General features: G+C 71.8%; 22 protein-coding genes. 9 read left to right on the top strand and 13 right to left on the bottom strand.

The window, feature by feature from the left end; translation table 11 throughout:
• Nucleotides 1-41 precede the first annotated feature (41 nt).
• The gene (locus QWZ14_RS05545; RefSeq protein WP_290315628.1) at nt 42-212 is read left to right on the top strand and encodes a hypothetical protein; all 171 of its coding nucleotides are present in this window, start codon (nt 42-44) and stop codon (nt 210-212) included.
• On the opposite strand, the gene QWZ14_RS05540 is transcribed toward QWZ14_RS05545, so the two are convergent.
• Complete coding sequence (locus tag QWZ14_RS05540; protein ID WP_290315626.1) at nt 206-1,435, bottom strand: MFS transporter; 1,230 nt, start codon at nt 1,433-1,435, stop codon at nt 206-208. The two genes, QWZ14_RS05545 and QWZ14_RS05540, sit on opposite strands and share 7 nt — an antisense overlap.
• A 110-nt stretch (nt 1,436-1,545) precedes the next feature.
• Here QWZ14_RS05540 and QWZ14_RS05535 point away from each other — a divergent pair, with 110 nt between their 5' ends.
• The gene (locus QWZ14_RS05535; protein WP_290315625.1) at nt 1,546-3,180 is read left to right on the top strand and encodes a Na+/H+ antiporter; all 1,635 of its coding nucleotides are present in this window, start codon (nt 1,546-1,548) and stop codon (nt 3,178-3,180) included.
• Between the two features lie 15 nt (nt 3,181-3,195).
• Here the strand turns inward: QWZ14_RS05535 and mscL are convergent, their stop codons facing one another.
• Nucleotides 3,196-3,684 carry a large conductance mechanosensitive channel protein MscL gene (mscL, locus tag QWZ14_RS05530; protein ID WP_290315624.1) on the bottom strand — a complete coding sequence of 163 codons (489 nt, stop codon included), beginning with the start codon at nt 3,682-3,684 and terminating at the stop codon, nt 3,196-3,198.
• Between the two features lie 87 nt (nt 3,685-3,771).
• Here mscL and QWZ14_RS05525 point away from each other — a divergent pair, with 87 nt between their 5' ends.
• Nucleotides 3,772-4,182, top strand: coding sequence for a VOC family protein (locus QWZ14_RS05525; RefSeq protein WP_290315623.1), 411 nt, complete (start codon nt 3,772-3,774; stop codon nt 4,180-4,182).
• A gap of 118 nt (nt 4,183-4,300) precedes the next feature.
• Complete coding sequence (locus QWZ14_RS05520) at nt 4,301-4,792, top strand: hypothetical protein (protein WP_290315621.1); 492 nt, start codon at nt 4,301-4,303, stop codon at nt 4,790-4,792.
• Nucleotides 4,793-4,843: 51 nt separating this feature from the next.
• Here QWZ14_RS05520 and QWZ14_RS05515 read toward each other — a convergent pair whose 3' ends face one another.
• The 6 genes from QWZ14_RS05515 to QWZ14_RS05490 form a co-directional block, all read right to left on the bottom strand.
• Nucleotides 4,844-6,148, bottom strand: coding sequence for a TRAP transporter large permease (locus QWZ14_RS05515; protein WP_290315620.1), 1,305 nt, complete (start codon nt 6,146-6,148; stop codon nt 4,844-4,846).
• Between the two features lie 6 nt (nt 6,149-6,154).
• Complete coding sequence (locus QWZ14_RS05510; protein WP_290315619.1) at nt 6,155-6,688, bottom strand: TRAP transporter small permease; 534 nt, start codon at nt 6,686-6,688, stop codon at nt 6,155-6,157.
• Nucleotides 6,689-6,968: 280 nt separating this feature from the next.
• On the bottom strand, nt 6,969-7,961 hold the full coding sequence (locus QWZ14_RS05505; protein WP_290315618.1) for a TRAP transporter substrate-binding protein: 993 nt from the start codon (nt 7,959-7,961) through the stop codon (nt 6,969-6,971).
• Nucleotides 7,962-8,071: 110 nt separating this feature from the next.
• A complete protein-coding gene (locus QWZ14_RS05500) occupies nt 8,072-8,338 on the bottom strand; it encodes a hypothetical protein (RefSeq protein WP_290315617.1) in 267 nt (88 codons plus the stop codon).
• 84 nt (nt 8,339-8,422) lie between these two features.
• Complete coding sequence (locus QWZ14_RS05495; RefSeq protein WP_290315615.1) at nt 8,423-8,860, bottom strand: CBS domain-containing protein; 438 nt, start codon at nt 8,858-8,860, stop codon at nt 8,423-8,425.
• 131 nt (nt 8,861-8,991) lie between these two features.
• Nucleotides 8,992-10,785 (bottom strand): glucan ABC transporter ATP-binding protein/ permease, encoded by a 1,794-nt coding sequence (locus tag QWZ14_RS05490; protein ID WP_290315613.1) that lies wholly within the window; start codon nt 10,783-10,785, stop codon nt 8,992-8,994.
• Between the two features lie 251 nt (nt 10,786-11,036).
• Here QWZ14_RS05490 and QWZ14_RS05485 point away from each other — a divergent pair, with 251 nt between their 5' ends.
• From QWZ14_RS05485 to QWZ14_RS05465, 5 genes are all read left to right on the top strand, one after another.
• Nucleotides 11,037-12,029: a Bug family tripartite tricarboxylate transporter substrate binding protein gene (locus QWZ14_RS05485; protein ID WP_290315612.1), complete on the top strand. Its 993-nt coding sequence runs from the start codon at nt 11,037-11,039 to the stop codon at nt 12,027-12,029.
• 77 nt (nt 12,030-12,106) lie between these two features.
• Nucleotides 12,107-13,108: a Bug family tripartite tricarboxylate transporter substrate binding protein gene (locus QWZ14_RS05480; protein WP_290315611.1), complete on the top strand. Its 1,002-nt coding sequence runs from the start codon at nt 12,107-12,109 to the stop codon at nt 13,106-13,108.
• Complete coding sequence (locus QWZ14_RS05475; protein ID WP_290315610.1) at nt 13,105-14,097, top strand: Bug family tripartite tricarboxylate transporter substrate binding protein; 993 nt, start codon at nt 13,105-13,107, stop codon at nt 14,095-14,097. The genes QWZ14_RS05480 and QWZ14_RS05475 overlap by 4 nt, the downstream gene beginning before the upstream one ends.
• 120 nt (nt 14,098-14,217) lie before the next feature.
• Nucleotides 14,218-15,192 (top strand): Bug family tripartite tricarboxylate transporter substrate binding protein, encoded by a 975-nt coding sequence (locus QWZ14_RS05470; protein WP_290315609.1) that lies wholly within the window; start codon nt 14,218-14,220, stop codon nt 15,190-15,192.
• Nucleotides 15,193-15,462: 270 nt separating this feature from the next.
• Entirely contained in the window at nt 15,463-15,711 is a 249-nt protein-coding gene (locus QWZ14_RS05465; protein ID WP_290315607.1) for a hypothetical protein, read from the top strand.
• Nucleotides 15,712-16,244: 533 nt separating this feature from the next.
• Here the strand turns inward: QWZ14_RS05465 and QWZ14_RS05460 are convergent.
• The 5 genes from QWZ14_RS05460 to QWZ14_RS05440 form a co-directional block, all read right to left on the bottom strand.
• Entirely contained in the window at nt 16,245-16,979 is a 735-nt protein-coding gene (locus QWZ14_RS05460; protein ID WP_290315605.1) for an aspartate/glutamate racemase family protein, read from the bottom strand.
• Nucleotides 16,980-16,985: 6 nt separating this feature from the next.
• On the bottom strand, nt 16,986-17,969 hold the full coding sequence (locus QWZ14_RS05455) for a TauD/TfdA family dioxygenase (RefSeq protein ID WP_290315604.1): 984 nt from the start codon (nt 17,967-17,969) through the stop codon (nt 16,986-16,988).
• A gap of 86 nt (nt 17,970-18,055) precedes the next feature.
• Nucleotides 18,056-18,859, bottom strand: a complete 804-nt coding sequence (locus tag QWZ14_RS05450) for a MetQ/NlpA family ABC transporter substrate-binding protein (RefSeq protein WP_290315603.1) — start codon at nt 18,857-18,859, stop codon at nt 18,056-18,058.
• Between the two features lie 13 nt (nt 18,860-18,872).
• Nucleotides 18,873-19,514, bottom strand: a complete 642-nt coding sequence (locus QWZ14_RS05445; protein WP_456307218.1) for a methionine ABC transporter permease — start codon at nt 19,512-19,514, stop codon at nt 18,873-18,875.
• An 8-nt stretch (nt 19,515-19,522) separates the two neighbouring features.
• A complete protein-coding gene (locus tag QWZ14_RS05440; protein ID WP_290315600.1) occupies nt 19,523-20,590 on the bottom strand; it encodes a methionine ABC transporter ATP-binding protein in 1,068 nt (355 codons plus the stop codon).

Raw genomic sequence — 20,590 nt, 5'->3', positions numbered from 1 at the left:
CTCCCCGCCGCGGCTATGCCTTCCCCCGGGAGGGCATCGCCATGGGCGTGCTGGTCAGGGTGGTATTGGCGGCGGCGGGCGTGCTGGCGGCGCTGCTGGTCGGCCGCGACGCCGAGAACTTCCTGGTGGTCGAGGGGCTGCTCGGCCTCGCCCTCATTGCCGCGGTGGTGGTGACGGCGGCGCTGCTGGCGCGGCGCCGCGGCCCTCAGTGATCGAGGTCGCGGAGCCGCCGCAGCTCCGGGAAGAGCCGCAGCCACAGCAGGGCCACCAGCATGGTCCCGAGCCCGCCCAGCACGGCGGCCGGCACCGCCCCGACCAGCGCCGCGACCGCGCCGGCGCGGAAGTCGCCCAGCTGGTTCGAGGCGCCGACGAACAGCGAGTTCACCGCCGAGACCCGCCCGCGCATCTCGTCCGGCGTGTTCAGCTGCACCAGCGAGGAACGCACCACCACGCTGACCACATCGGCCCCGCCCGCCACCGCCAGCGCGGCGACGGATAGCCAGAGCTGGCCCGAGAGCGCGAAGACCGTGCTCGCCAGGCCGAAGACCAGCAGCGCGCCGAACATCCGCGGCCCGACCGGCGGCCGCAGCGGCCGGTTGGCCAGCAGCACCGACATCGCCAGCGCCCCCAGCGCCGGCGCCGCCCGCAGCAGCCCGAGCCCGGCCGGCCCGGTCCCCAGCACGTCGCGGGCGAAGACCGGCAGCAGCGCCACCGCGCCGCCGAGCAGCACCGCGAAGAGGTCGAGCGAGATGGCGCCGAGCACCAGCCGGTGGCGGCGGACGAAGCCGAAGCCCATCAGCAGCGCCGCCAGGCCGCGGGCATCGCCCGGCCGCACCGGCCGCGGCGCCCGGATGGCGGCGGCGGCGGCGGCGGCCAGCAGCAGCAGGGCCGCCGCCGTCCCATAGGCCGCCCCGGGGCCGAGCAGGGTGAGCAGCCCGCCCAGCGCCGGGCCGAGGATCTGGGCGGTCTGGTTGGCCGAGGCGGACCAGGCGGCGGCGCGGGGGAAGCTCGCCCGCGGCACCAGCCCGGGCAGCAGCGAGGCCATGGTCGGCGCCTCCACCGCCCGGGCGCAGCCGACCAGGCCGATCAGGACGAAGATCGCCTCCCGCCCCAGCCAGCCCTGCAGGCTGCCGAGCAGCAGCAGCCCGGCCAGCAGCGCGACCAGCCCCTGGCAGCCGGCGACGATGGCCCGGCGGTCGCCGCGGTCCGCCCAGTGCCCGGCCGGCAGGGTCAGCACCAGCACCGGGATGAACTGCACCAGCCCGACCAGCCCGAGGTCGAGCGCGCTGCCGGTCAGCGCATAGAGCTGCCAAGCGACCGCGACCGCCAGCATCTGGAAGCAGAGCGTCGAGAGCACGCGCGAGGCCCAGAACAGCAGGAAGGGCCGGTGCCGCAGGATGCTGGGCGCGGCCGCCGCGCCCTCGTCGTCAGCCACTTGCGCCCGCCCTGCCCGCCATGCCGCCAGCATAGCCCATCCCGGTCCCCGGCGGGCGCTGGCCATCCGGCTGTCTCGCCGCGGACCCGTCCGGCCGGGTAGAAGCAGCCATGGCCCTGGTCGAAATCCTCCTCGCGCTGATCGCCGCCTGCATCGGCTTCGCCCTGCTCGCGCGGAAGCTGCGGCTGCCCTATGCGGTCATCCTGGTGCTCGGCGGCATGGTGATCGCCGTCATCCCCGGGGTGCCGGCGGTGCCGCTGGACCCGGAGCTGGCGCTGGCCTTCTTCCTGCCGCCGCTGCTGCAGGTCAGCGCCTACCGCACGGACTGGCGGGCCTTCCGCCACAACCTGCGGCCGATCCTGCTGCTGGCGGTGGGCGCCGTGGCCTTCACCGCCTTCTGCATCGCCCTCGCCGCCACCTGGCTGGTGCCCGGGCTGCCCTTCGCCGCGGCGCTGGCGCTCGGCGCCATCGTCGCCCCGCCGGATGCGGTGGCGGCCGGGGCGGTGCTGCAGCGGCTGCGCCTGCCGAAGCGGATCGTGACCGTGCTGGAGGGCGAGAGCCTGGTCAACGACGCCTCCGCGCTGGTGCTCTACAAGCTCGCGGTCGCGGCGGCGCTGGCGAGCGGCGGGCTGGGGGCGGCGAGCGGGGCGGCGACCTTCGTGCTGCTGGCGGTCGGCGGCATCGCGGTCGGCTGGGCCGTGGGCCTGGCCACGCTCTGGGTGCTGGCGCGGCTTGACGACGTGATCCTGGAGACGACGACCGGCTTCCTCGCCGCCTATGCCGCCTATCTCGCGGGGGAAGCGGTGCATGTCTCGGGGGTGATGGCGGTGGTCACCGCCGGGCTGCTGTTCGGCCGGGCGCAGCACACCGTGTTCAGCTACGGCAACCGGCTCAATGCCAGCGCGGTGTGGAAATTCGTCGAGTTCATCCTGAACAGCCTGGTCTTCGTGCTGATCGGGCTGCAGCTCAACTCCATCCTCCGCCGCATCGGCGGGCACGGGGCGCTGGAGCTGCTCGGCATCGCGGTCGGGCTGGCGGCGGTGCTGATCCTGTCGCGCTTCCTCTGGGTCTTCCCGGCCTCGCTGCTGCCCCGGGCGCTGCCGGGCAGCCGCAGCCGGGACCCGGCGCCGCCCTGGAGCCACCTCGCCGTCATCTCCTGGGCGGGGATGCGCGGCGTGGTGAGCCTGGCGGCGGCGCTGGCCCTGCCGGAGGACTTCCCCGAGCGCGACCTGATTGTCTTCCTCGCCTTCACCGCCATCCTGGCGACGCTGGTGCTGCAGGGCACCACCCTCGAATGGGTGATCCGCCGGCTCGGCGCGGAGCTGCCGCCGCATCCGAACGGGATCGACCCCGAGGAGGCGGAGGGCCGCCGGCTGATCGCCATCGCCTCGCTCGCCGAGATCGAGCGGCGGGCGGAGGACCCGCTGGAGGGCGCCATCGCCGCCGACCTGCTGCATGAATTCCGCGACCGCGCCGGGCACCTGCACCGCACCGCCCGCAACGAGGGGGCGGCGACCGCCGAGCGGGCCTCGCGCCGGCGCATCCGGCTGGCGGCGCTGGACGCCGCCCGCGCCGCGCTGATCGCCCATTACCGCGCCGGCAGCCTGCAGGAGGACGGGCTGGTCAAGCTCGAGCAGGAGCTGGACCTGGAGGAGATCCGCGTCCGCCAGGTGCTGGGCGACGAGCGGACCGCGGGGCAGAAGCGGGCGGATGCGGCCCGGCGCAAGGCCGCCGAGGCGGTCTGAGCCCGGCCGCGGCGCTCAGGCCAGGGCGGTGGGCGGTGCCGCCGGACGGGGCGCGGCGGCGCGGCCCGCCCGCAGCTCGTCGCGGATCTCGGTCAGCAGCACCTCGCTCGGCGGGGTCGCCGCCTGGGCCGCGCCGAGCTTGTCCACCCGCAGCTTCGACAGCACCCGCACCACCCAGAAGATGGCGAAGGAGACGATCAGGAACTTGATGATGGTGTTGAGGAATTTGCCGACCGCCAGCACCGCGGCGCCCGATTGCCGCGTCGCCTCCAGCGAGGCCTGGCGCTCGCCGCTCAGCACGACGAAGATGTTGGAGAAGTCCACGCCGCCGATGGCCAGGCCGATGACGGGGTTGATCAGATCCTCGACCAGGGAGGTCACGATGGTGGTGAAGGCGGCGCCGATCACGATACCGACCGCCAGGTCGACCACGCTGCCGCGCATGATGAAGGCTTTGAATTCGCGGAGCCAGGCGGGTTCGCGGAGCGTGATCGGTGGCTGCATGGTCGGGATGCCTTTCACTGCGACGCGCGCAGCCGATGAGTTGCCGTGCGTAGGCTATCGCACCCCGGCGCGGAAAGAGAATGTCGGATGACCCGGCCGCCCGCCTTCGCGCAGCAGATCACCTTCCTCTACGCCGAGGATCCCGCCGCCTGCCGGCGGTTCTACGGCGAGGTGCTGGGCCTTCCGCTGGTGCAGGACCAGGGCTTCGCCGCGATCTTTGCGGTCGGCGCCGGGCATCGCGGCTTCCTCGGCGTGGTGCAGGCGCGCGGGCCGCGCGAGGTCACCGATCCGCGGCGCGAGGGCGGCGTGGTGGTGACGCTGGTGACGCCGGAGGTCGCCGCCTGGCACGACCACCTCGCCGCCGCCGGCGTGCCGATCGAGGCGCCGCCGCGGCATGCCGCCGCCGCCGGCATCACCCATTTCTTCTTCCGCGACCCCGCCGGCTACCTGCTGGAGATCCAGCGCTTCGACCGCCCGGACTGGCCGGAGCCCGGTTGAATTCGGCCCGCTTCCCTCACCGCCGGCGCAACCGGTTCGAGCCGGTGGTGTTTCGGTCCGGCTGGCAGGATGCCGCGTGGCGCTGCCGGGGCGACAGCACGGAGCGGAGGAGATGGCGATGAACTGGAACATGCTTGGCGTCGCGGGACTGACCCTGGCCCTGGCGGCCTGCGGGGGGACGAGCCAGGACCGCGGCCCGGACATCGCCGCCGCGCGGGCGGCCGCCGACACCACACCGGCCGCCGCCACCGGCCCGCGCGACATGACCCTCGGCACCCCGCCGGCAGCCGGCCCGGAGGTGCGCCCCCCGGCCCGCCCCCTGGCCAGCGCCGGCCCGCGCACCCGGCGCGACCGGCGGATGCCGACGCGGCGCAGCACGACCGAGGCCGACCGCGCCTACATGGGCGGCGGCATGCCGGCCACCGACCGCGCCTCTGGCGCTTCTTCGGGCATGTCCCCGGGCGCGGCCGGCACCCCGGCGCCCGCCATGATGGGCACCGGCTCGGGCAGCATGACCGGCACCAGCGCGGTCCCGCCGGCCTCCGTCGCGCCCACGGCCGGCAGCCCCGGGGCCATGGCCCCGGCCCCGCAGGTCACGCCGATCCGCTGAGCCCGGGACGCGGCGGTGGGCAGGCCCCGCCGCCGCGTCCAGGCAGCGGCGCTACCGCGCCAGCAGCCACTCCGGCAGTCCGGTGACCAGCGTCACCGGGAAGACCGTGCAGAGCACCACGGTCAGCACCAGCATCAGGAAGAAGGGCAGGCTGGCCATGGCCACCTCGGTCTGCTCCTTCCCCGTCATCGTCTGCATGACGAAGAGGTTGAAGCCGACCGGCGGGGTGATCTCGGCGATCTCGACCAGCAGCACGATGAAGATGCCGAACCACACCAGGTCGAAGCCGGCAGCCTGGACCATCGGAATGACGATGGAGGTGGTGAGCACGATCATCGAGACGCCGTCGAGCGCGGTGCCGAGCAGCACGTAGACGACCGTCAGGATGGCGATCAGCCCGTAGGGGCCGAGGTTGAGATGCGCCGCCCCCTCGGCCAGCGCCGCCGGGATGCCGGTCAGCGCCATGGCCTTGGTCAGGAAGGCGGCGCCCGCCAGGATGAACATGATCATGCAGGACAGCCGCGTGGCGCCCTTCAGGCTGTCGACGAAGGCCTGCCAGGAGAGCGAGCCGGTGACGCCCGCGAGGATGAGCGAGCCGAGCACGCCGAAGGCGGCCGCTTCCGTCGCGGTCGCCCAGCCGACGAACATGGTGCCGATGGTGCCGACGATGAGCAGCGCGCAGGGCATCAGCTGGGCGCTGGCGCGCAGCTTCTGGCCAAGGCTCATCGGCGGCTCGCGCGGCGGCTGCTTGTCCGGGTTGAGCAGCGCCCAGACCACGATATAGGCGCTGAACAGCCCCATCACGAGCAGGCCGGGGATGCAGCCGGCGAGGAAGACCCGGATGATGCTGACCTCGGCCGCGACGGCATAGACCACCATGATGATCGACGGCGGGATGAGGATGCCGAGGGTGCCCGAGGTGGCGAGCGAGCCGATGGCCACGTTCTCGTCGTAGCCGCGCCGCTTCAGCTCGGGCAGCGCGATCTTCGAGACGGTGGCGCAGGTGGCGGCGGAAGACCCCGAGACGCTGCCGAAGATGCCGCAGGCCAGGATGTTCACGTGCAGCAGCCCGCCGGGGATGCGCCGCACCCAGGGGGCGAGGCCGTTGAACAATTCCTCGGACAGCTTGGTGCGGAACAGGATCTCGCCCATCCAGACGAACATCGGCAGCGCCGCCAGGGTCCAGGACCCGGTCGATTCCCAGAAGGCCGAGGCGAGGAACAGCCCCGGGCTCGGGTGGACGAAGTACATCGCGACGTAGCCGACGCCGGCCAGCGCCATCGAGATCCAGAGGCCCGCCCCGAGCAGCAGGCAGAGCAGCACCAGCAGGAGCAGCGCGAAGGTCAACAAATCCATGGGGCGCTATACCTCCGCCGAGAAGTCGCCGGCGGCGGCACGCTCTTCCGCCGCCACCACGTAGCTCGGCTTGGCGCCGCGCAGCACGGTGATGAATTCGTCGATGACGGCGATCAGCAGCAGCCCGGACCCGGCCGGCACCGCGAGCTTCGGGATCCAGAGCGGGATCGGCACGGTGCCCTGGGCGACCTCCTCGATCTCCCAGCTGAAAAGCATGTCCTGCGCGGTCCAGAAGGTGACGTAGGCCATCAGCGCCGCGGCGAGCGCGAGCACGCCCAGCTCGGCCAGGCGGCGCGGGCCGGGGCTGAGCTTGTCGAGCAGCATGCCGACGCGGATCAACTCGCCGCGCCTGAAGGTGGCGGCCAGCGCGAAGAAGGTGGTGGAGACGCAGAGATAGGCGCTGAGGTCGTCGGCGGCGGGCAGCTGCTGCTGCAGCTCGCGCATCACCACCTGCGCCATCATGATGCCGAAGATGCCGAGCAGCGACAGCGCGGCCAGTCCGGCGCCGGCGCTGTAGAGCATATCGAGCAGGCGGCGCATGCGGCTCAGCCGGCCCATGCGCAAGCGGCCGCCTGCGCGCCGCGGCGGGTGAACGCCATGATCGAAGTCCCCTGATGCTGGCTGGGCCGGCCGCGTGCGGCCGGCCCGGCGTCGATGTCCCTGGTGCGAACCATGCGCCGCGACAAACCGAGGGCGCAAGGGGCCGGCCGGCGGCGGCAACCGCCGCCGCGCCCGATCTGCCCGCGATCCGGGCAGCGCCGGCGCCGGCTGCCGCCGGCCGGGTCAGGCCAGGCCGATCAGCGCCGGCCCGGCGGCAACCTCAGGCCTTCAGCGCCTCGACCAGCTTCCTGCCGTCCTCGCCGGTGCGGGCGACCCATTCGTCGGTCATGGTGGCGCCGACCGCCAGCAGCTCGGCCCGGACGCTGTCCGGGATGGTGCCGATGGTCAGGCCCTTCTCGGCCAGCCGCGCCTGGCTGCTCGCCTGGGCCTCGGCCGCATAGGTCCAGCCGCGGTCGTCGGCCCGCCTGGCCGCCGCCCGCACCGCCGCCTGCTGGTCGGCCGGCAGGGCCTCGAGCGCCCGGCGGGAGATCAGCACCGCGTTCTTGGTCATCGAGAAGGCGGCCGGGGTGAAGATCTTGGCATAGTCCCAGGCGGAGGTATCGACGCCGGTCTGGGCGCTGGTCACCATGGCGGTGGCGATGCCGGTGGCGAAGGCCTGGGCGAGCTCGGCCTGCTGCACCAGCACCGGGTTGGCGCCGACCAGCGCGGCGAAGCGGTTGGTCAGCGGGCTGAAGGTGCGGAACCGGCTGCCCTTCAGCACCTCCAGGCTGGCCAGCGGCACCTGGGTGTAGAAGCCGGCCGCGGGCCAAGTGGCGGTATAGAGCAGCGAGAGTCCCTGGCGGCCGAAGCGGGCCTCGATGTAGGGCTTCTGCAGCTCCGCCAGCTTCCGGGCGCCGGCGAGGTCGGGCACCAGGAAGGGCACCGCGTCGGCATCGAAGAAGGGGTCCTCGTTGGAATAGGCGGTCAGCAGGATCTCGCCGACCTGCACCTGCCCGGTCTGCACGCCGCGCTTGATCTGCGGCATCGGCAGGAGCGAGGCGTTGCTGTGCAGCTGCACCGCCAGCTTGCCGCCCGTGGCCTGCTCGATGTCGGCGCAGAATTCGCGGATGTTGCGGGTGTGGAAATTCCCGTCCGGATAGGCGGTGGCCATCTGCCACTTGGTCTGGGCCCGGGCGCCGGCGCCGGGCAGCAGGGCGGGGGCGGCGAGCAGGACGGGGGCCGCCAGCAGCGCGCGGCGGTGAAGGATCGGCATCGAAGGACTCCCGAAATATTGCCTGGGTGCAGAGATGCGCGGAATGCCCCCGCCCGGCAAGGCGGGCGCTCCCGCCCGGCGGCCTGCCAAGCAACTTCCGGGCTAGCGGCTCAGAGCGGCCAGTCCCGCGCCGGGTCGATGCCCGCGGCGGTCAGGAATTTCCGCAGCGCGCCCACCTCCTCCTTCGAGAGGCTGTGGCGCTGGGCCGGGAAGCCCTGGGTATGGCCGTTCAGGCTCACCAGAACCTGGCCATGGCCGCCGTGGGTCACCGCGGCGCCGATCTCCTCCAGCGCGGCATGGACCTGCCGCGGGTCGAGGTTGCCGCTGACGGGGTGGCTGAACAGGGCATGCAGGGTCTTGCGGTGGTGGTGGTTCATGCGGGCCTCCGCTCGGGTGGCGCCCAGGCAAGCACCCGCCGCGGCAGCCGTCCTTGCGGCAACGCAAGGACGCGCGCCGGCGGCTCAGCCGGCGGCGGTGACGTAGTGCTTCAGCTCCTCCGCCTCCTGCTCGGCCTCCTCGATCCGGGCCTTCACTAGGTCGCCGATCGAGACCATGCCGATCAGCCCGCCGCCGGCGTCCAGCACCGGCAGGTGCCGCACCCGGCGCTGCGTCATCAGCCCCAGGGCCTCGATCACCTGGGTCTCCGGCAGCACCGTCACCAGGTCGCGGGTCATGACCTGGCTGACCGGCAGCGTCGTGGTGCCGGTGCCGTGCCCGGCCATGCCGCGGATGACGTCGCGCTCGCTGACGATGCCGAGCAGCCGGCCGTCCGGGGCACGGACCAGGGCGGCGCCGATGCGGTGGCGGGCCAGCAGCCGCGCCAGGTCGAGGATGGTGTCGTCCGGCCCCAGCGAGACGACCTGGTTGCCCTTACCCTTGAGGATCGAAGCGATGACCATGCGGAACCCTCCCTGGCCGGGGGCGGTGCGCCGGGAGCGGCCCCCGGGCTGGCCTGCGCGGTCCCGGCCTTGCGCCGAGGCTGCGCCACCGCCCGGCCGGATGGCAAGGAAAACCGGGCCCGGGCCGCGGCTCAGGCCGGCGTCGGCACCGAGACGTCGGGGGGCAGCGGCAGCGGCGAGGCGGTGAGCTGGGTCTTGACCAGCTCGGCGAAGCGGCCGTCCTGGCGCACCAGCGCCTCGAAGGTGCCGCGCTCCAGGATGCGGCCGCCCTCGAAGACCATGATCTCGTCGGCGTCGCGCACGGTCGAGAGCCGGTGGGCGATGATGAAGGTGGTGCGGCCGGCCATCAGCGCCTTCAGCGCGATCTGCACCCGCGCCTCGGTCGCCGCGTCCAGCGCGCTGGTCGCCTCGTCGAGGATGAGCACCGGCGGGTCCTTCAGGAGGGCGCGGGCGATGGCGAGCCGCTGGCGCTGGCCGCCCGAGAGGCTGGCGCCGCGCTCGCCCACCATGGTGTCGTAGCCCTTGGGCTGGCGGATGATGAAGTCGTGCGCCTCGGCCATCCGGCAGGCCCGCTCGATCTCGGCCTGGGTCGCCTCCGGCCGGCCGATCAGCAGGTTGTCCTTGATGGTGCGGTTGAAGAGCATGCTCTCCTGGAAGACCACGCCGATGTTGCGGCGAAGGCTGTCGAGGGTGATGTCGCGCAGGTCGCGGCCGTCGAGCGTCACCCGGCCGGCGGTCGGGTCCCACATCCGCTGCAGCAGCGCCATGGCGGTGGACTTGCCGGCGCCGGTCTGTCCGACCAGCGCCAGGGTCCGCCCCGGCGCGGCCTTGAAGGAGACGTCCGAGAGGATGCGGGCGCCGCCAGGATAAGCGAAGCCGACATCCTCGAAGGCGACGGCGCCCTCGGCCCGGCCGATGGAGACCGCGCCCGGCCGCTCCGGCACGCTGGTGCGGGCGTCCATCACCTCGAAGAATTCGGTGATGCTCGGGCCCTGGAAGACCAGGCGCGAGACGAAGGCGACGGCGCCTTCCAGCTTGCCGATCAGCAGGGTGGCGAAGCCCATGAAGCTGACGATCTCGCCGACCGTCGCCTTGCCATCGAGGTGCAGCACGGTGCCGAGGATGAAGATGGCGATGACCGTCAGGGTGCTGGCGGCGCGGGTCAGCACGCTGACCACCGCCCACCAGTTCAGCACCGGGAACTGGTGGTCGAGCACCTGGCGGACGATGTCGCCGAACATCCGCGCCTCGGAGTTCAGCCGGGTGAAGGACTGCACGACGACGACGTTCGAGAGCGCATCCTGGGCGGTGCCGGCCAGGCGGGACTGGAACATCTCCACCCGCCCTTGGGCGAACTCGGTCTTGCGGATGACGATGGCGGTGATGAAGGCGAAGACCACCACCAGCACGATGAGCAGCAGGCCCATCCGCCAGTTCATCGCCAGCGTCAGCGGCAGCAGCACGATGGCGGCGACGAAGGTGGAGAAATGGTCGCGGAAGAAGGACAGCCAGATGCTGAAGAGGTTGTCGGCGCCGACCAGCATCACCTTCATCAGCCGGCCGGACTGCACGTCGCCGTGGAAGGACAGCGGCAGCGCCAGCACGTGCTCGAAGTAGCGGTGCATGGAGATGAGGCGGTTGCGGTGCGCCATGCGGTCGGCCAGCAGCGAGACCGCGACGGTCGCGCCGATGCCGGAGAGCCCGACCGCGCCCCAGAGCGAGAGCAGCGCCAGCGCCCGGTCCCAGACCTGCTCGCGGCCCATGCCCGCGGCATGCGAGAGCACGTCGACCACCCGGCCGAACAGCACCGGCTCGAGGAAGAGCAGCCCGGCCAGCGCCACGTTGGCGATGCCCAGGCCGACCGCCACCCAGCGGTCCGGCGCCAACATGCGGAGGACCCGCCCATAGAGCCTGATAAACTGCATCCGGCCGCGCCCCTGATCCGACCCGGGGCAAGCCCGGTGGGATTGCCCGATAAACGACACCTGGTCACCCTGGCGACCGCCTGGCCCCGACCACGGGCGAGACGGCTCGGCGGCCACCGCCGCGCCGGGGTTGCCTAAGGCGAGCCCGGCGCTTCGGCAAGGCTTGCCTGCCCCGCTGCCGTTGCGGCAGGAACGCTACTGGATCGGCGGAAGGGGGCGGGAGTTCCCCACCGCCCGGAGGAGACGCCGGAATGAAGTTGTCACGTCGTGGCTTCGGGGGCGCGGCCGCGGGCTGCGCCGCCTTCGCCGCCTGCCCCGCCCGGGCGCAGGCCCCCGCCGATTGGCCGAACCGCTCGCTGCGGCTGCTCATCCCCTTCCCGCCCGGCGGCGCCACCGACCTGCTGGCGCGGGTGCTGGCGGACCGGCTGGGCAGCCGGCTGGGCCAGGCCGTGGTCGCCGAGAATCGGGGCGGCGCTGCCGGGGTGATCGCGGCGGAGCTGGCGACGCGGGCCGAGCCGGACGGCTATTCGCTGTTCTTCGGCTCGATCGGCACGGCGGCGATCAACGCCCATCTGCACGCCAAGCTAAGCTACCGGCCGGAGGACCTGCTGCCGGTCATCCTCTTCGCCGACCTGCCCAACGTGCTGGTGGTGCGCCGCGACAGCCCGATCCGCAGCCTCGCCGGGCTGTTGGACGCAGCCCGCGCCCGGCCGGGGGAGCTGACCTACGCCTCCTCGGGCAGCGGCAGCAGCCTGCACCTCTCGGGCGAGATGCTGAAGGCGGATGCGGGGGTGGATATCCTGCATGTCCCGTTCCGCGGCGGCGCCGATACCGCCAACCAGATCATGGGCGGGCGGATCGACCTCGGGGTCAACAACCTGCCCTCGGCCATTGCCCTGATCCGCGGCGGCCAGCTGCGGGCACTGGCGGTGACCAGCCCGGAGCGGAGCGAGGCCCTGCCGGAGGTGCCGACCATCGCCGAATCGGGGCTGCCGGGCCTGGCCGGCTATGCCGCCACCGCCTGGTTCGGCCTGCAGGTGCCGCGGGGCACGCCCCAGCCCATCATCGACCGGCTGAACCGCGAGGCGAACGCCATCTGCGCCGAGCCGCAGACCATCGAGCGCGTCACCAGCGTCGGGGCCCGGCTGCGCGGCGGCACGCCGGCGGATTTCGCCCGCTTCATCGCGGCCGAGAACACCCGCTGGGCCGAGGTGATCCGCCGGTCCGGCGCGAAGGTCGACTGACCCGCCCTGGCGCAAAGGTGGACTGACCATTCCCGGTGCGGAGTGATAGCCTGCGGCAAAACCGGGAGTACGTACCAATGATCGTCACGCGTCGCGCCACCCTGGTCGCGGGGGCCTCGCTGCTCGCCGCCCCCGCCCTGTCCCCGGCCCGCGCCCAGGGCGGCTGGCCCAACCGGACCATCCGGCTGGTGGTCCCCTTCACCCCCGCCGGGACCACCGACATCGCCGCCCGCATCCTGGCCGAGCGGCTGACCCACCGGCTGGGGCAGAGCGTGATCGTCGAGAACCGTCCCGGCGCCGGCGGCAACATCGGCTCCGACGCCATCGTGAAGGCCGAGCCGGACGGCTACAGCCTGCTGATGTGCACGGTCAGTTCGGGCGCCATCAACTACAGCCTCTACGGCGCCAAGATGCCCTACAAGCCCGAGGAGCTGACCGCCGCCGGGCTGATGCTGCAGGTGCCGAACGCCATCTTCGTCACCAATGCGCTGCCGGTCCGCACGCTGAAGGAGCTGGTGGACTACGCCCGGGCGCGGCCGGGGCAGCTCAACAATGGCTCCTCCGGCATCGGCACCTCGCTGCACCTGACCGGGGAACTGCTGAAGTCGGTGACCGGCATCCAGATGCAGCACGTCCCCTTCCGCGGCGCCGGGCCGATGCTGCAGGAGGTGATCGCCGGGCGGATCGAGGTGGCGGTGGACAACCTGCCCTCGGTCATCGGCCACCTGCGGGACGGAAGGCTGCGGGCGCTGGCGGTGACGACCGCCATGCGCAGCCCGGCGCTGCCCGACGTGCCGACCACCGCCGAGGCGGGCTTCCCCGAGGTGCTGGCGACAGCCTGGTTCGGCGTGCAGGTGCCGCTGCGGACGCCGCAGGCGATCGTCGACCGGCTCGGCGCCGAGATCGACGCGGTGGTCAAGGAACCCGAGACCAAGGCGAAGATCGCCGACCTCGGCGGCATGCCGCCCGGGCTGACGCCGGACGGCGGCACCAGCCCGGCCGCCTTCGAGGCCTACATCAAGGCCGAGATCGCCAAATGGACCGAGGTGGTGCGCAAGTCCGGGGCGAGCGCGGAATGAGGCGCCGCGGCCTGCTGGCGGCCGGGGCGCTGCTGGCCGCCCCCGCGCTCGCCCCGGCCCGGGCGCAGGAGGGCTTCCCCAACCGGCCGATCCGCCTGGTGATTCCCTTCACCCCGGCGGGGACCACCGACCTGACCGGCCGGCTCGGCGCCGAGCAGCTCGGCCGCCGGCTGGGCCAGCCGGTGATCGTCGAGAACCGGGCCGGTGCCGGCGGCAACGTCGGCGCCGAATTCGTCGCCCGGTCGGAGCCCGACGGCTACACCCTGCTGCTGACCACCATCGGCACCGGGGCCATCAATTTCGCGGTCTACGGCGACCGGATGCCCTACCGGCCGCAGGACCTGGCGGCCGTCGGGCTGTTCATGCGGGTGCCGAACGTGCTGATGGTGCCGCCCGAGGTGGCGGTGCGGGACGTCGCCGGGCTGGTGGCGCTGGCGAAGTCCCGGGCCGGCGGGCTGAACTACGGCACCGCCGGCATCGGCTCCTCGCCGCATGTCTGCATGGAGCTCTTCGGGCTGATGACCGGCGCTGCCATGACCCACGTGCCCTACCGCGGCAGCGCGCCGATGCTGACCGAGCTGATGGCCGGGCGGGTGGATGTGGGGATGGACAACATCCCCTCCTCCCTGCCCTTCATCAAGGACGGCAAGCTGCGGGCGCTGGCGACCACCGGGGCGGCGCGCAGCGCGGTGCTGCCGGAGGTGCCGACCCTGGCCGAGGCCGGGCTGGCGGGCTTCGAGGCGACCGCCTGGTTCGGCGTGCTGGCCCCGGCCGGCACCCCGCCGGCCATCGTCGCGCGGCTGGGCGCGGCGGTGGACGCGACGGCGCGCGATGCCGATTTCCGGGCGCGCATGGGGGTGCTCGGCGGCGAGCTGCCGGCGCTGACGGCCGATGGCGGCAGCGCGCCGGCGGCCTTCGAGGCCTTCCTCGCGGCCGAGCGGGCGAAATGGCTGGACGTGGCCCGGCGCAGCGGCGCCCGGGTGGAGTGAGCCACGCCGGCGGCCGCCCCGGCCGATGACGAAGCCGTTGGCCGGGGGCCCGGACGGGGCGGCGCGGGTTGCGTTACGGGGTCCCAGGCGTTAGGGCGCCGGCAACCCCGGGAGATCCGCATGACCCTACCCCGCCGCCTGCTGCTCGGCACCCTGCCGATGCTTGCCGCCCCCGCGATCCTGCGCGCCCAGCCCGCCTATCCGAACCGGCCGGTGCGTCTGGTGGTGCCCTTCTCCGGCGGCGGCGCGACGGATGTGACGGCCCGCGTCATCGCCGAGCGGCTGACCGAGATGCTGGGCCAGCCGGTGGTCGTGGACAACCGCGCCGGGGCCGGCGGCAACATCGGCGCCGACAACGTCGCCAAGGCGGAGGCCGATGGCCACGTGCTGCTGATGGGGACCATCGGCACCGCCAGCATCAACCAGTACCTCTACAGCCGGATGCCCTACGACCCGGAGAAGGACCTCACCTCGGTCGCGCTGGTGAACGAGGTCGCCAACGGCGTGATGGTCAACAAGGACGTCCCGGCCAAGACCCTGGCGGAGCTGTTTGCCCTGGCCAAGTCGAAGCCGGGCGACCTCAACTATGGCACGCCGGGCAACGGCACCTCGGGCCACATGTGCGGCGAGCTGCTGAAGTACAGCGCCAAGATCGACATGCAGCACGTGCCCTACCGCGGCAGCGGCAACGTCATCCCCGAGCTGCTGGCCGGGCGGCTGCAGGTCGCGGTGGACAACCTGCCGGCCTATATCCCGCACATCGCCTCGGGCGCGCTGCGGCTGCTGGCGGTGACCTCAAAGGACCGCTGGTTCACCGCGCCCGAGGTGCCGACCGTGGCCGAGGCCGGGGTGCCGGGCTTCGAGGCGGTGGCCTGGTTCGGCGTGCAGGCCCCGGCCAAGACGCCGCGGCCGGTGGTGGAGAAGGTCTCGGCGGCGATCCTGGCGGCGCTGAAGGAGCCGGCGGTGCTGGCCAGGCTGAAGGACGTCGGCAGCGCGCCGCGGCCGATGGGGCCGGCGGAATTCGATGCCTTCATCGCGGCCGAGAACAAGAAGTGGAGTGAGGTCGTGCGGATTTCGGGGGCACGGCTGGACTGAAGGAAAGGCAAGGTCGGGGAGAGAAGTTATTCTCTCCCCGAACCCCTCTCATCTATTTTTGTGAGTTTGATAAGTAGTGAACTTGACTTTGTTTCTACTGTAATAGTATTTCTTGTAATTTTAGATTCACGACGCATCATATTTTATTTTTTTTCCAATTCTTTCCGAATTTTTGCAGATTGAATTAATAGTTTGATATCGACACGATGCGCTATCGCCACTAATGTGTCGTTACCATATTGGTCCATCCGATTTGAACCGGACAGCCTCATGATTGAAGCTTGGCACTTTGCAGATGCGTGCATCCTTGATCAAGCACGCCGCAGCGAAGGGATATATAAGTCGGTTTCTGTTCAGCATCCTGAAGCTTTAAACTGTTGGACATTGAGCAGTCGACACAGATTTGATTTTTTTCGAGATCAAAACGGTGTTTTCACTGGTGGCTTGTTTAGCCACGCGGAAAAAATCGATATATTTGAATTGCTCAGAAAAGAAACAAAACCGAAGGCGCCGTCCTGAAACTCATGCTTTTTTGCGTTCTGCTCACAAGAAGACGCATTTTCCGCTCAAAAAACATGGGGAAGTTTTACGGGACAAAATCCGGAGCCAATAACCATTTTGACAGGCTCGAATATTTTTCAGGGCGATGCAGATTTTTACACATTCGCTTCGAGTTACGGGACTATTCGGTCTGCGGCTTATCAATATTGGCTTGGAAAGAAAACCCCGAGTCCAAAAATGGAATACCTGATTGAAGGAACTGTATACTTTAAAAACTGGAGAGATTTTAGAGAAATATGAGCGCGCACCAATTAGGCTAATGATTAAAGATGAATTTTCGAACAAACTAGATTAGGGCAATATGGTTATCGAATGAAATATTTGGCCATTGTGCTATTTTAAGAAGCGAAATTCTGATGGAAGCAAACATCTATTGTGACTACTAAATCCTCAAAGCAAATAACGAATAGATCTTAACTCCCGGGTTCCAAGGGCCCTTCGGCCCTTGGCGGGGTAGCTCGAAGGGGCAGCGCCCCTTCGACCTCAAGCCCTCACGCCCCCCGCAACAGCGCCGCCAACGGTGTTTCGACCCCACCGACCACCCTGCCCTGCGGCGCCGCGAAGCTGCCGACCCGCGGCTTGGGCAGTTTCAGCGCCACCATCATCTCGAGCAGCCGCACGCCGCAGGCGATGCCGTCCAGCAGCGGCACCGGGCTGCGCGGCTGCAGCGTCGGCGCCATCCCGGCGAGCGCGGCGCCGCCGAGGACGACGGCATCGGCGCCGTCCGCGATCAGCGCCTCGATCCCGGCGAGGAGCTTCTCCGCCACGCCCTCTGGGTCGCGCACCGCCTCCTGCGGCGTGGCGTCGACACCGACCAGACCGGCGAGGCGCACGGAGAGCCCGTGCTGGGCGATGCGCTCGCGGTAGGTCTCGGTGGCACCGAAGGTGACGAGGCCGAAGCGCCCGCCGGCGAGGCAGGCGGTGAGGCAGGCGGCCTCGGTCATCGCCACCACCGGGCAGGGCAGCAGCTGCCGCGCCGCCTCCAGCGCGGTGTCGTGGCTGACCGCGAGCAGCACCCCGTCCACCTGCCCCGCATGCTCGGCCAGCAGCGCCAGCAGCGCATGGCCGGCGATGATGTTCTCGGCCCGGGTGGCGATGACCGCCGGGCCGAATCGCGGCGTCGCCGGGATGATGGTGGTGCCAAGGCTGGCCGCGGCGCGGGCGGCATCGGCGCAGAGCGCGGTGATGGCCTCGGTGGTATTGGCATTGGCCACCAGGATGCGCACGGCCGGCTAGCCCCCGACCATGGCCGGGCCGGCCGCGATGCCGCCGCGCGGCACCCCGGCGGCGGTCTCCCGGAAGACCTGGCGGAAGCTTTCGGGCAGGTCGCGCGAGCCCGGCGTGGCCAGCCAGAGGCGGAGCAGCTGCCGATCCGCCAGCGCCGGATCCTCCGGGACGCCGGCCTCGGAGGCGGCGCTGACGCGCTTCCAGACCAGGTGCGGGTTGTGGAACAGCAGGTCGCCGGTGTGCAGCGGGATCGAGAGCGCCTGGCCGGGCGCCGCGGCGGCGGCATCGAGGACCGCAAGCGCGGCCTCCTGCGCCGGGTCCAAGGCGGCGGCCACCATCGAGTCCCGGTCGTAGCGGCCGACGAAGGCGCCGCTGGCGGTGCTGAAGACCGGCAGTAGGGCCGGCGCCGCCAGGTCGCCATGCGGCCAGTCCCGGTGCAGCAGGGTCAGGCTGGCGCGGTCGGCCTTCAGCAGCGCGTTGTGCAGCGCCGGGGCCGAGACGAGGGTCACCGTGCCGCCCTCGCGCGGCTGCTGCAGGCACAGCAGGGCGGTGGCATCGGCCGGATCGGCGTGGAAGCGGGCGGGCGCCGTGGCGCTGGCGCCGGGCCCGGCGAGGCGCCCGACCAGCGTGCCGGCGCCATCCTGCGGCAGCGGCGTGCCGAGCAGGCCGCCGAGGGTGAGCAGCGACGAATCCGGGTCGGCCAGCCGGTCGAGGTTGAGGCCGCGCAGCAGGCAGAAGCCGAGGCCATGCTCGAGCCGCTCGGCCACCTGGCGCATCAGCGCGGCGAGCAGCGGCGCCGCCGCGGCGTCGGGGCCGCCGCCGGCCAGCTCGGCGGCGACCTCGGCGCCGACCGGGAGCATCCAGTCGGCCGGAGTCAGGGCGCTGCCGGTCCAGGCCGCGGGACCGGCCTGGGGGACGAGGCGGGGCGGCACGCCATGGGACGGTCCCGGCCGCGGCGAGGCCTCCGGAGGAGTCGGGGGAAGGGTCATGGCGTTGAATCTAAGCAGAAGTGCCGGGGCTGTCATACGGCTGGTTTTGTGGCGGTCGCCCGGCGGCGCCGGGCGACCGCCGGGCCTCAGAAGGCCGGCAGCACCGCGCCCTGGAAGGTGGTGGCGACGAATTCCTTGATCGCCGGGGACTGGTAGGCGGCGACCAGGCGCGCCACCCAGGCCGCCTCGCGGTCCTGCCGGCGCACCGCGATCAGGTTGGCATAGGGGCTGTCGGCGCTCTCCAGCGCGATGGCGTCGCGCGTCGGGTTCAGCCCGGCCGGCAGGGCGAAGTTCGAGTTGATGGTGGCCGCCGCGACCTCGTCCAGGGCCCGCGGCAGCTGCGCGGCGTCCAGCTCGATGACGCGCAGCCGGCGCGGGTTGGCCGCGATGTCGGCGACCGTCGCCCGGAAGTCGGCGCCCGGGCGCAGGGTGAAGGCGCCGGCCCCGGCCAGCAGCACCAGCGCGCGGCCACCGTTGGTCGGGTCGTTCGGGATGGCGATGCGGCTGCCGGCGGGGACGTCGGCGAGGGTCTTGTGCTGGCGTGAATAGACCCCGAGCGGGAAGGTCAGCGTCCGGGCCACGGCCACCAGCGGCAGGTTGCGGTCGCGCACCTGCTGGTCGAGGAAGGGCTGGTGCTGGTAGCTGTTGGCATCGAGGTCGCCGGCCGCCAGCGCCGCATTGGGCTGGATGTAGTCCTGGAACTCGATGATCCGCAGCACCAGCCCGTCACGCGCCGCGAGCGTGCGCACCTGCTCCATCACCTGGGCATGCGGGCCGGCGGTGACGCCGATGCGCAGCGGCCGCTGGGCGGTGCCGATCTCCTGGGCGCGGGCGGTAGCAGGGGCCGCGGCGGCGAGGGCGGCGAGCAGCAGGGGGCGTCGCTCGATCATGGGGGGCATTCCTTCAACGGTGGGACAGGCGGCGGACCAGCCAATCCCCGAGGGATTGCAGGCCCTGGACGAAGACGATCAGGATCAGCACGACGGTCGCCATGACCTCCGGCATGAAGCGCTGGTAGCCGAAGCGGATGCCGAGGTCGCCGAGCCCGCCGCCGCCGATCGCCCCTGCCATGGCGGAGAAGCCGACGAGGGAGACCAGCGCCACGGTGACCGCGGCGATCAGCCCCGGCAGCGCCTCCGGCACCAGCACCTTGGTGACGATCTGCCAGCGGGAGGCGCCCATGGCACGGGCCGCCTCGACCACGCCGGCATCGACCTCGCGCAGGGCATTCTCGAACAGCCGGGCGAGGAAGGCGGTGGCGGCCAGCGCCAGCGGCACGATGGCGGCGCCGGTGCCGATCGAGGTGCCGGCGACCAGCCGGGTGAAGGGCACGATGGCGACCATCAGGATGATGAAGGGCGTCGAGCGCGCGGCGTTCACCAGCAGGCCCAGCGGCCGGTTCAGCCAGGGCAGCGGCCGCAGCCCGCCGCGCCCGGTGACCTGCAGCAGCAGCGCCAGGGGCAGGCCGACGGCGACCGCGATGGCGGCGCTGGCGCCGACCATCACCAGGGTCTCCCAGAAGGCGTCGAGCAGCAGGTCCTGCATCGTCGGGGTCAGCCAGCCCATGCGACGTCCTCCTCGATGACCAGCCCCAGCCCGCGCATCCAGCCGAAGGCGGCGTCGATGGCCGCGGCCGCGCCACAGACCGCCAGCGCCATCACCCCGAAGGGCTCGCCGGCGATCTCGTCCACCCGGCCGGAGACGATGTTGATGTCGAGGCCGAAATCGCGGCTGGCCTCGCTGATGACGGGGCGGGTGCTGTGCGGGCCGAGGAACAATACCTGGGCCAGGCGACGCTGCTGCCCCGGCGGGGCCGGCGGCAGCCGGGCGAGCGTCCCGGGCGGCACGCCATGGCCGATCACCTCGGCGACGAAGCGGCGGGTGGTCGGCTGCGCCGGGCGGGTGAAGACCTCGAAGACCCGGCCCTGCTCGATGATCCGCCCGGCCTCCATCACCGCCACGCGGTCGCAGATCGCCTTCACCACGCCCATCTCATGGGTGATGAGCAGCACGGTGAGGTCGAGCCGGTCGCGCAGGCTGCGGATCAGCGCCAGGATCTCGGCGGTGGTCTCGGGGTCGAGCGCGCTGGTCGCCTCGTCGCAGAGCAGCAGCGAGGGCGCCGAGGCGAGCGCCCGGGCGATGCCGACCCGCTGCTTCTGCCCGCCCGAGAGCTGCGCCGGGAAGGCGTCGCGCTTCGCCTCCAGCCCGACCAGCGGCAGCAGCTCCGCCACCCGGGCGCGGCGCGCGGCGGCCGGCATGCCGGCGACCTCCAACGGGAAGCCGATGTTCTCGGCGACGGTGCGGCGGTGGTGCAGGTTGAAGTGCTGGAAGACCATGCCGATGCCGCGCCGGGCGGCGCGCAGCCCGGCCTCGTCCAGTGCCAGCAGGTCGCGGCCCATGACCGTGACGCTGCCGGCATCCGGCCGTTCCAGCAGGTTGACGGTCCGGATCAGGGTCGACTTGCCGGCGCCGGAGCGGCCGACGATGCCGAAGACCTCCCCGGTGCGGAGTTCGAGCGAGACGTCGTCGAGCGCCGGGGCGCCGCCGGCGGCGAAGCGCTTGCGGAGGCCGGCGAGGCGGATGGCGGGGCCATCGGCCGGGTGATGGGAAGGCGGGTGCAT

This window comes from Paeniroseomonas aquatica, from assembly GCF_030409335.1.
In the GTDB taxonomy this organism is placed as follows: domain Bacteria; phylum Pseudomonadota; class Alphaproteobacteria; order Acetobacterales; family Acetobacteraceae; genus Belnapia; species Belnapia aquatica.
Note: the sequence above shows the minus strand (reverse complement) of the source record. Positions and strands in the feature narration are given on the sequence as shown.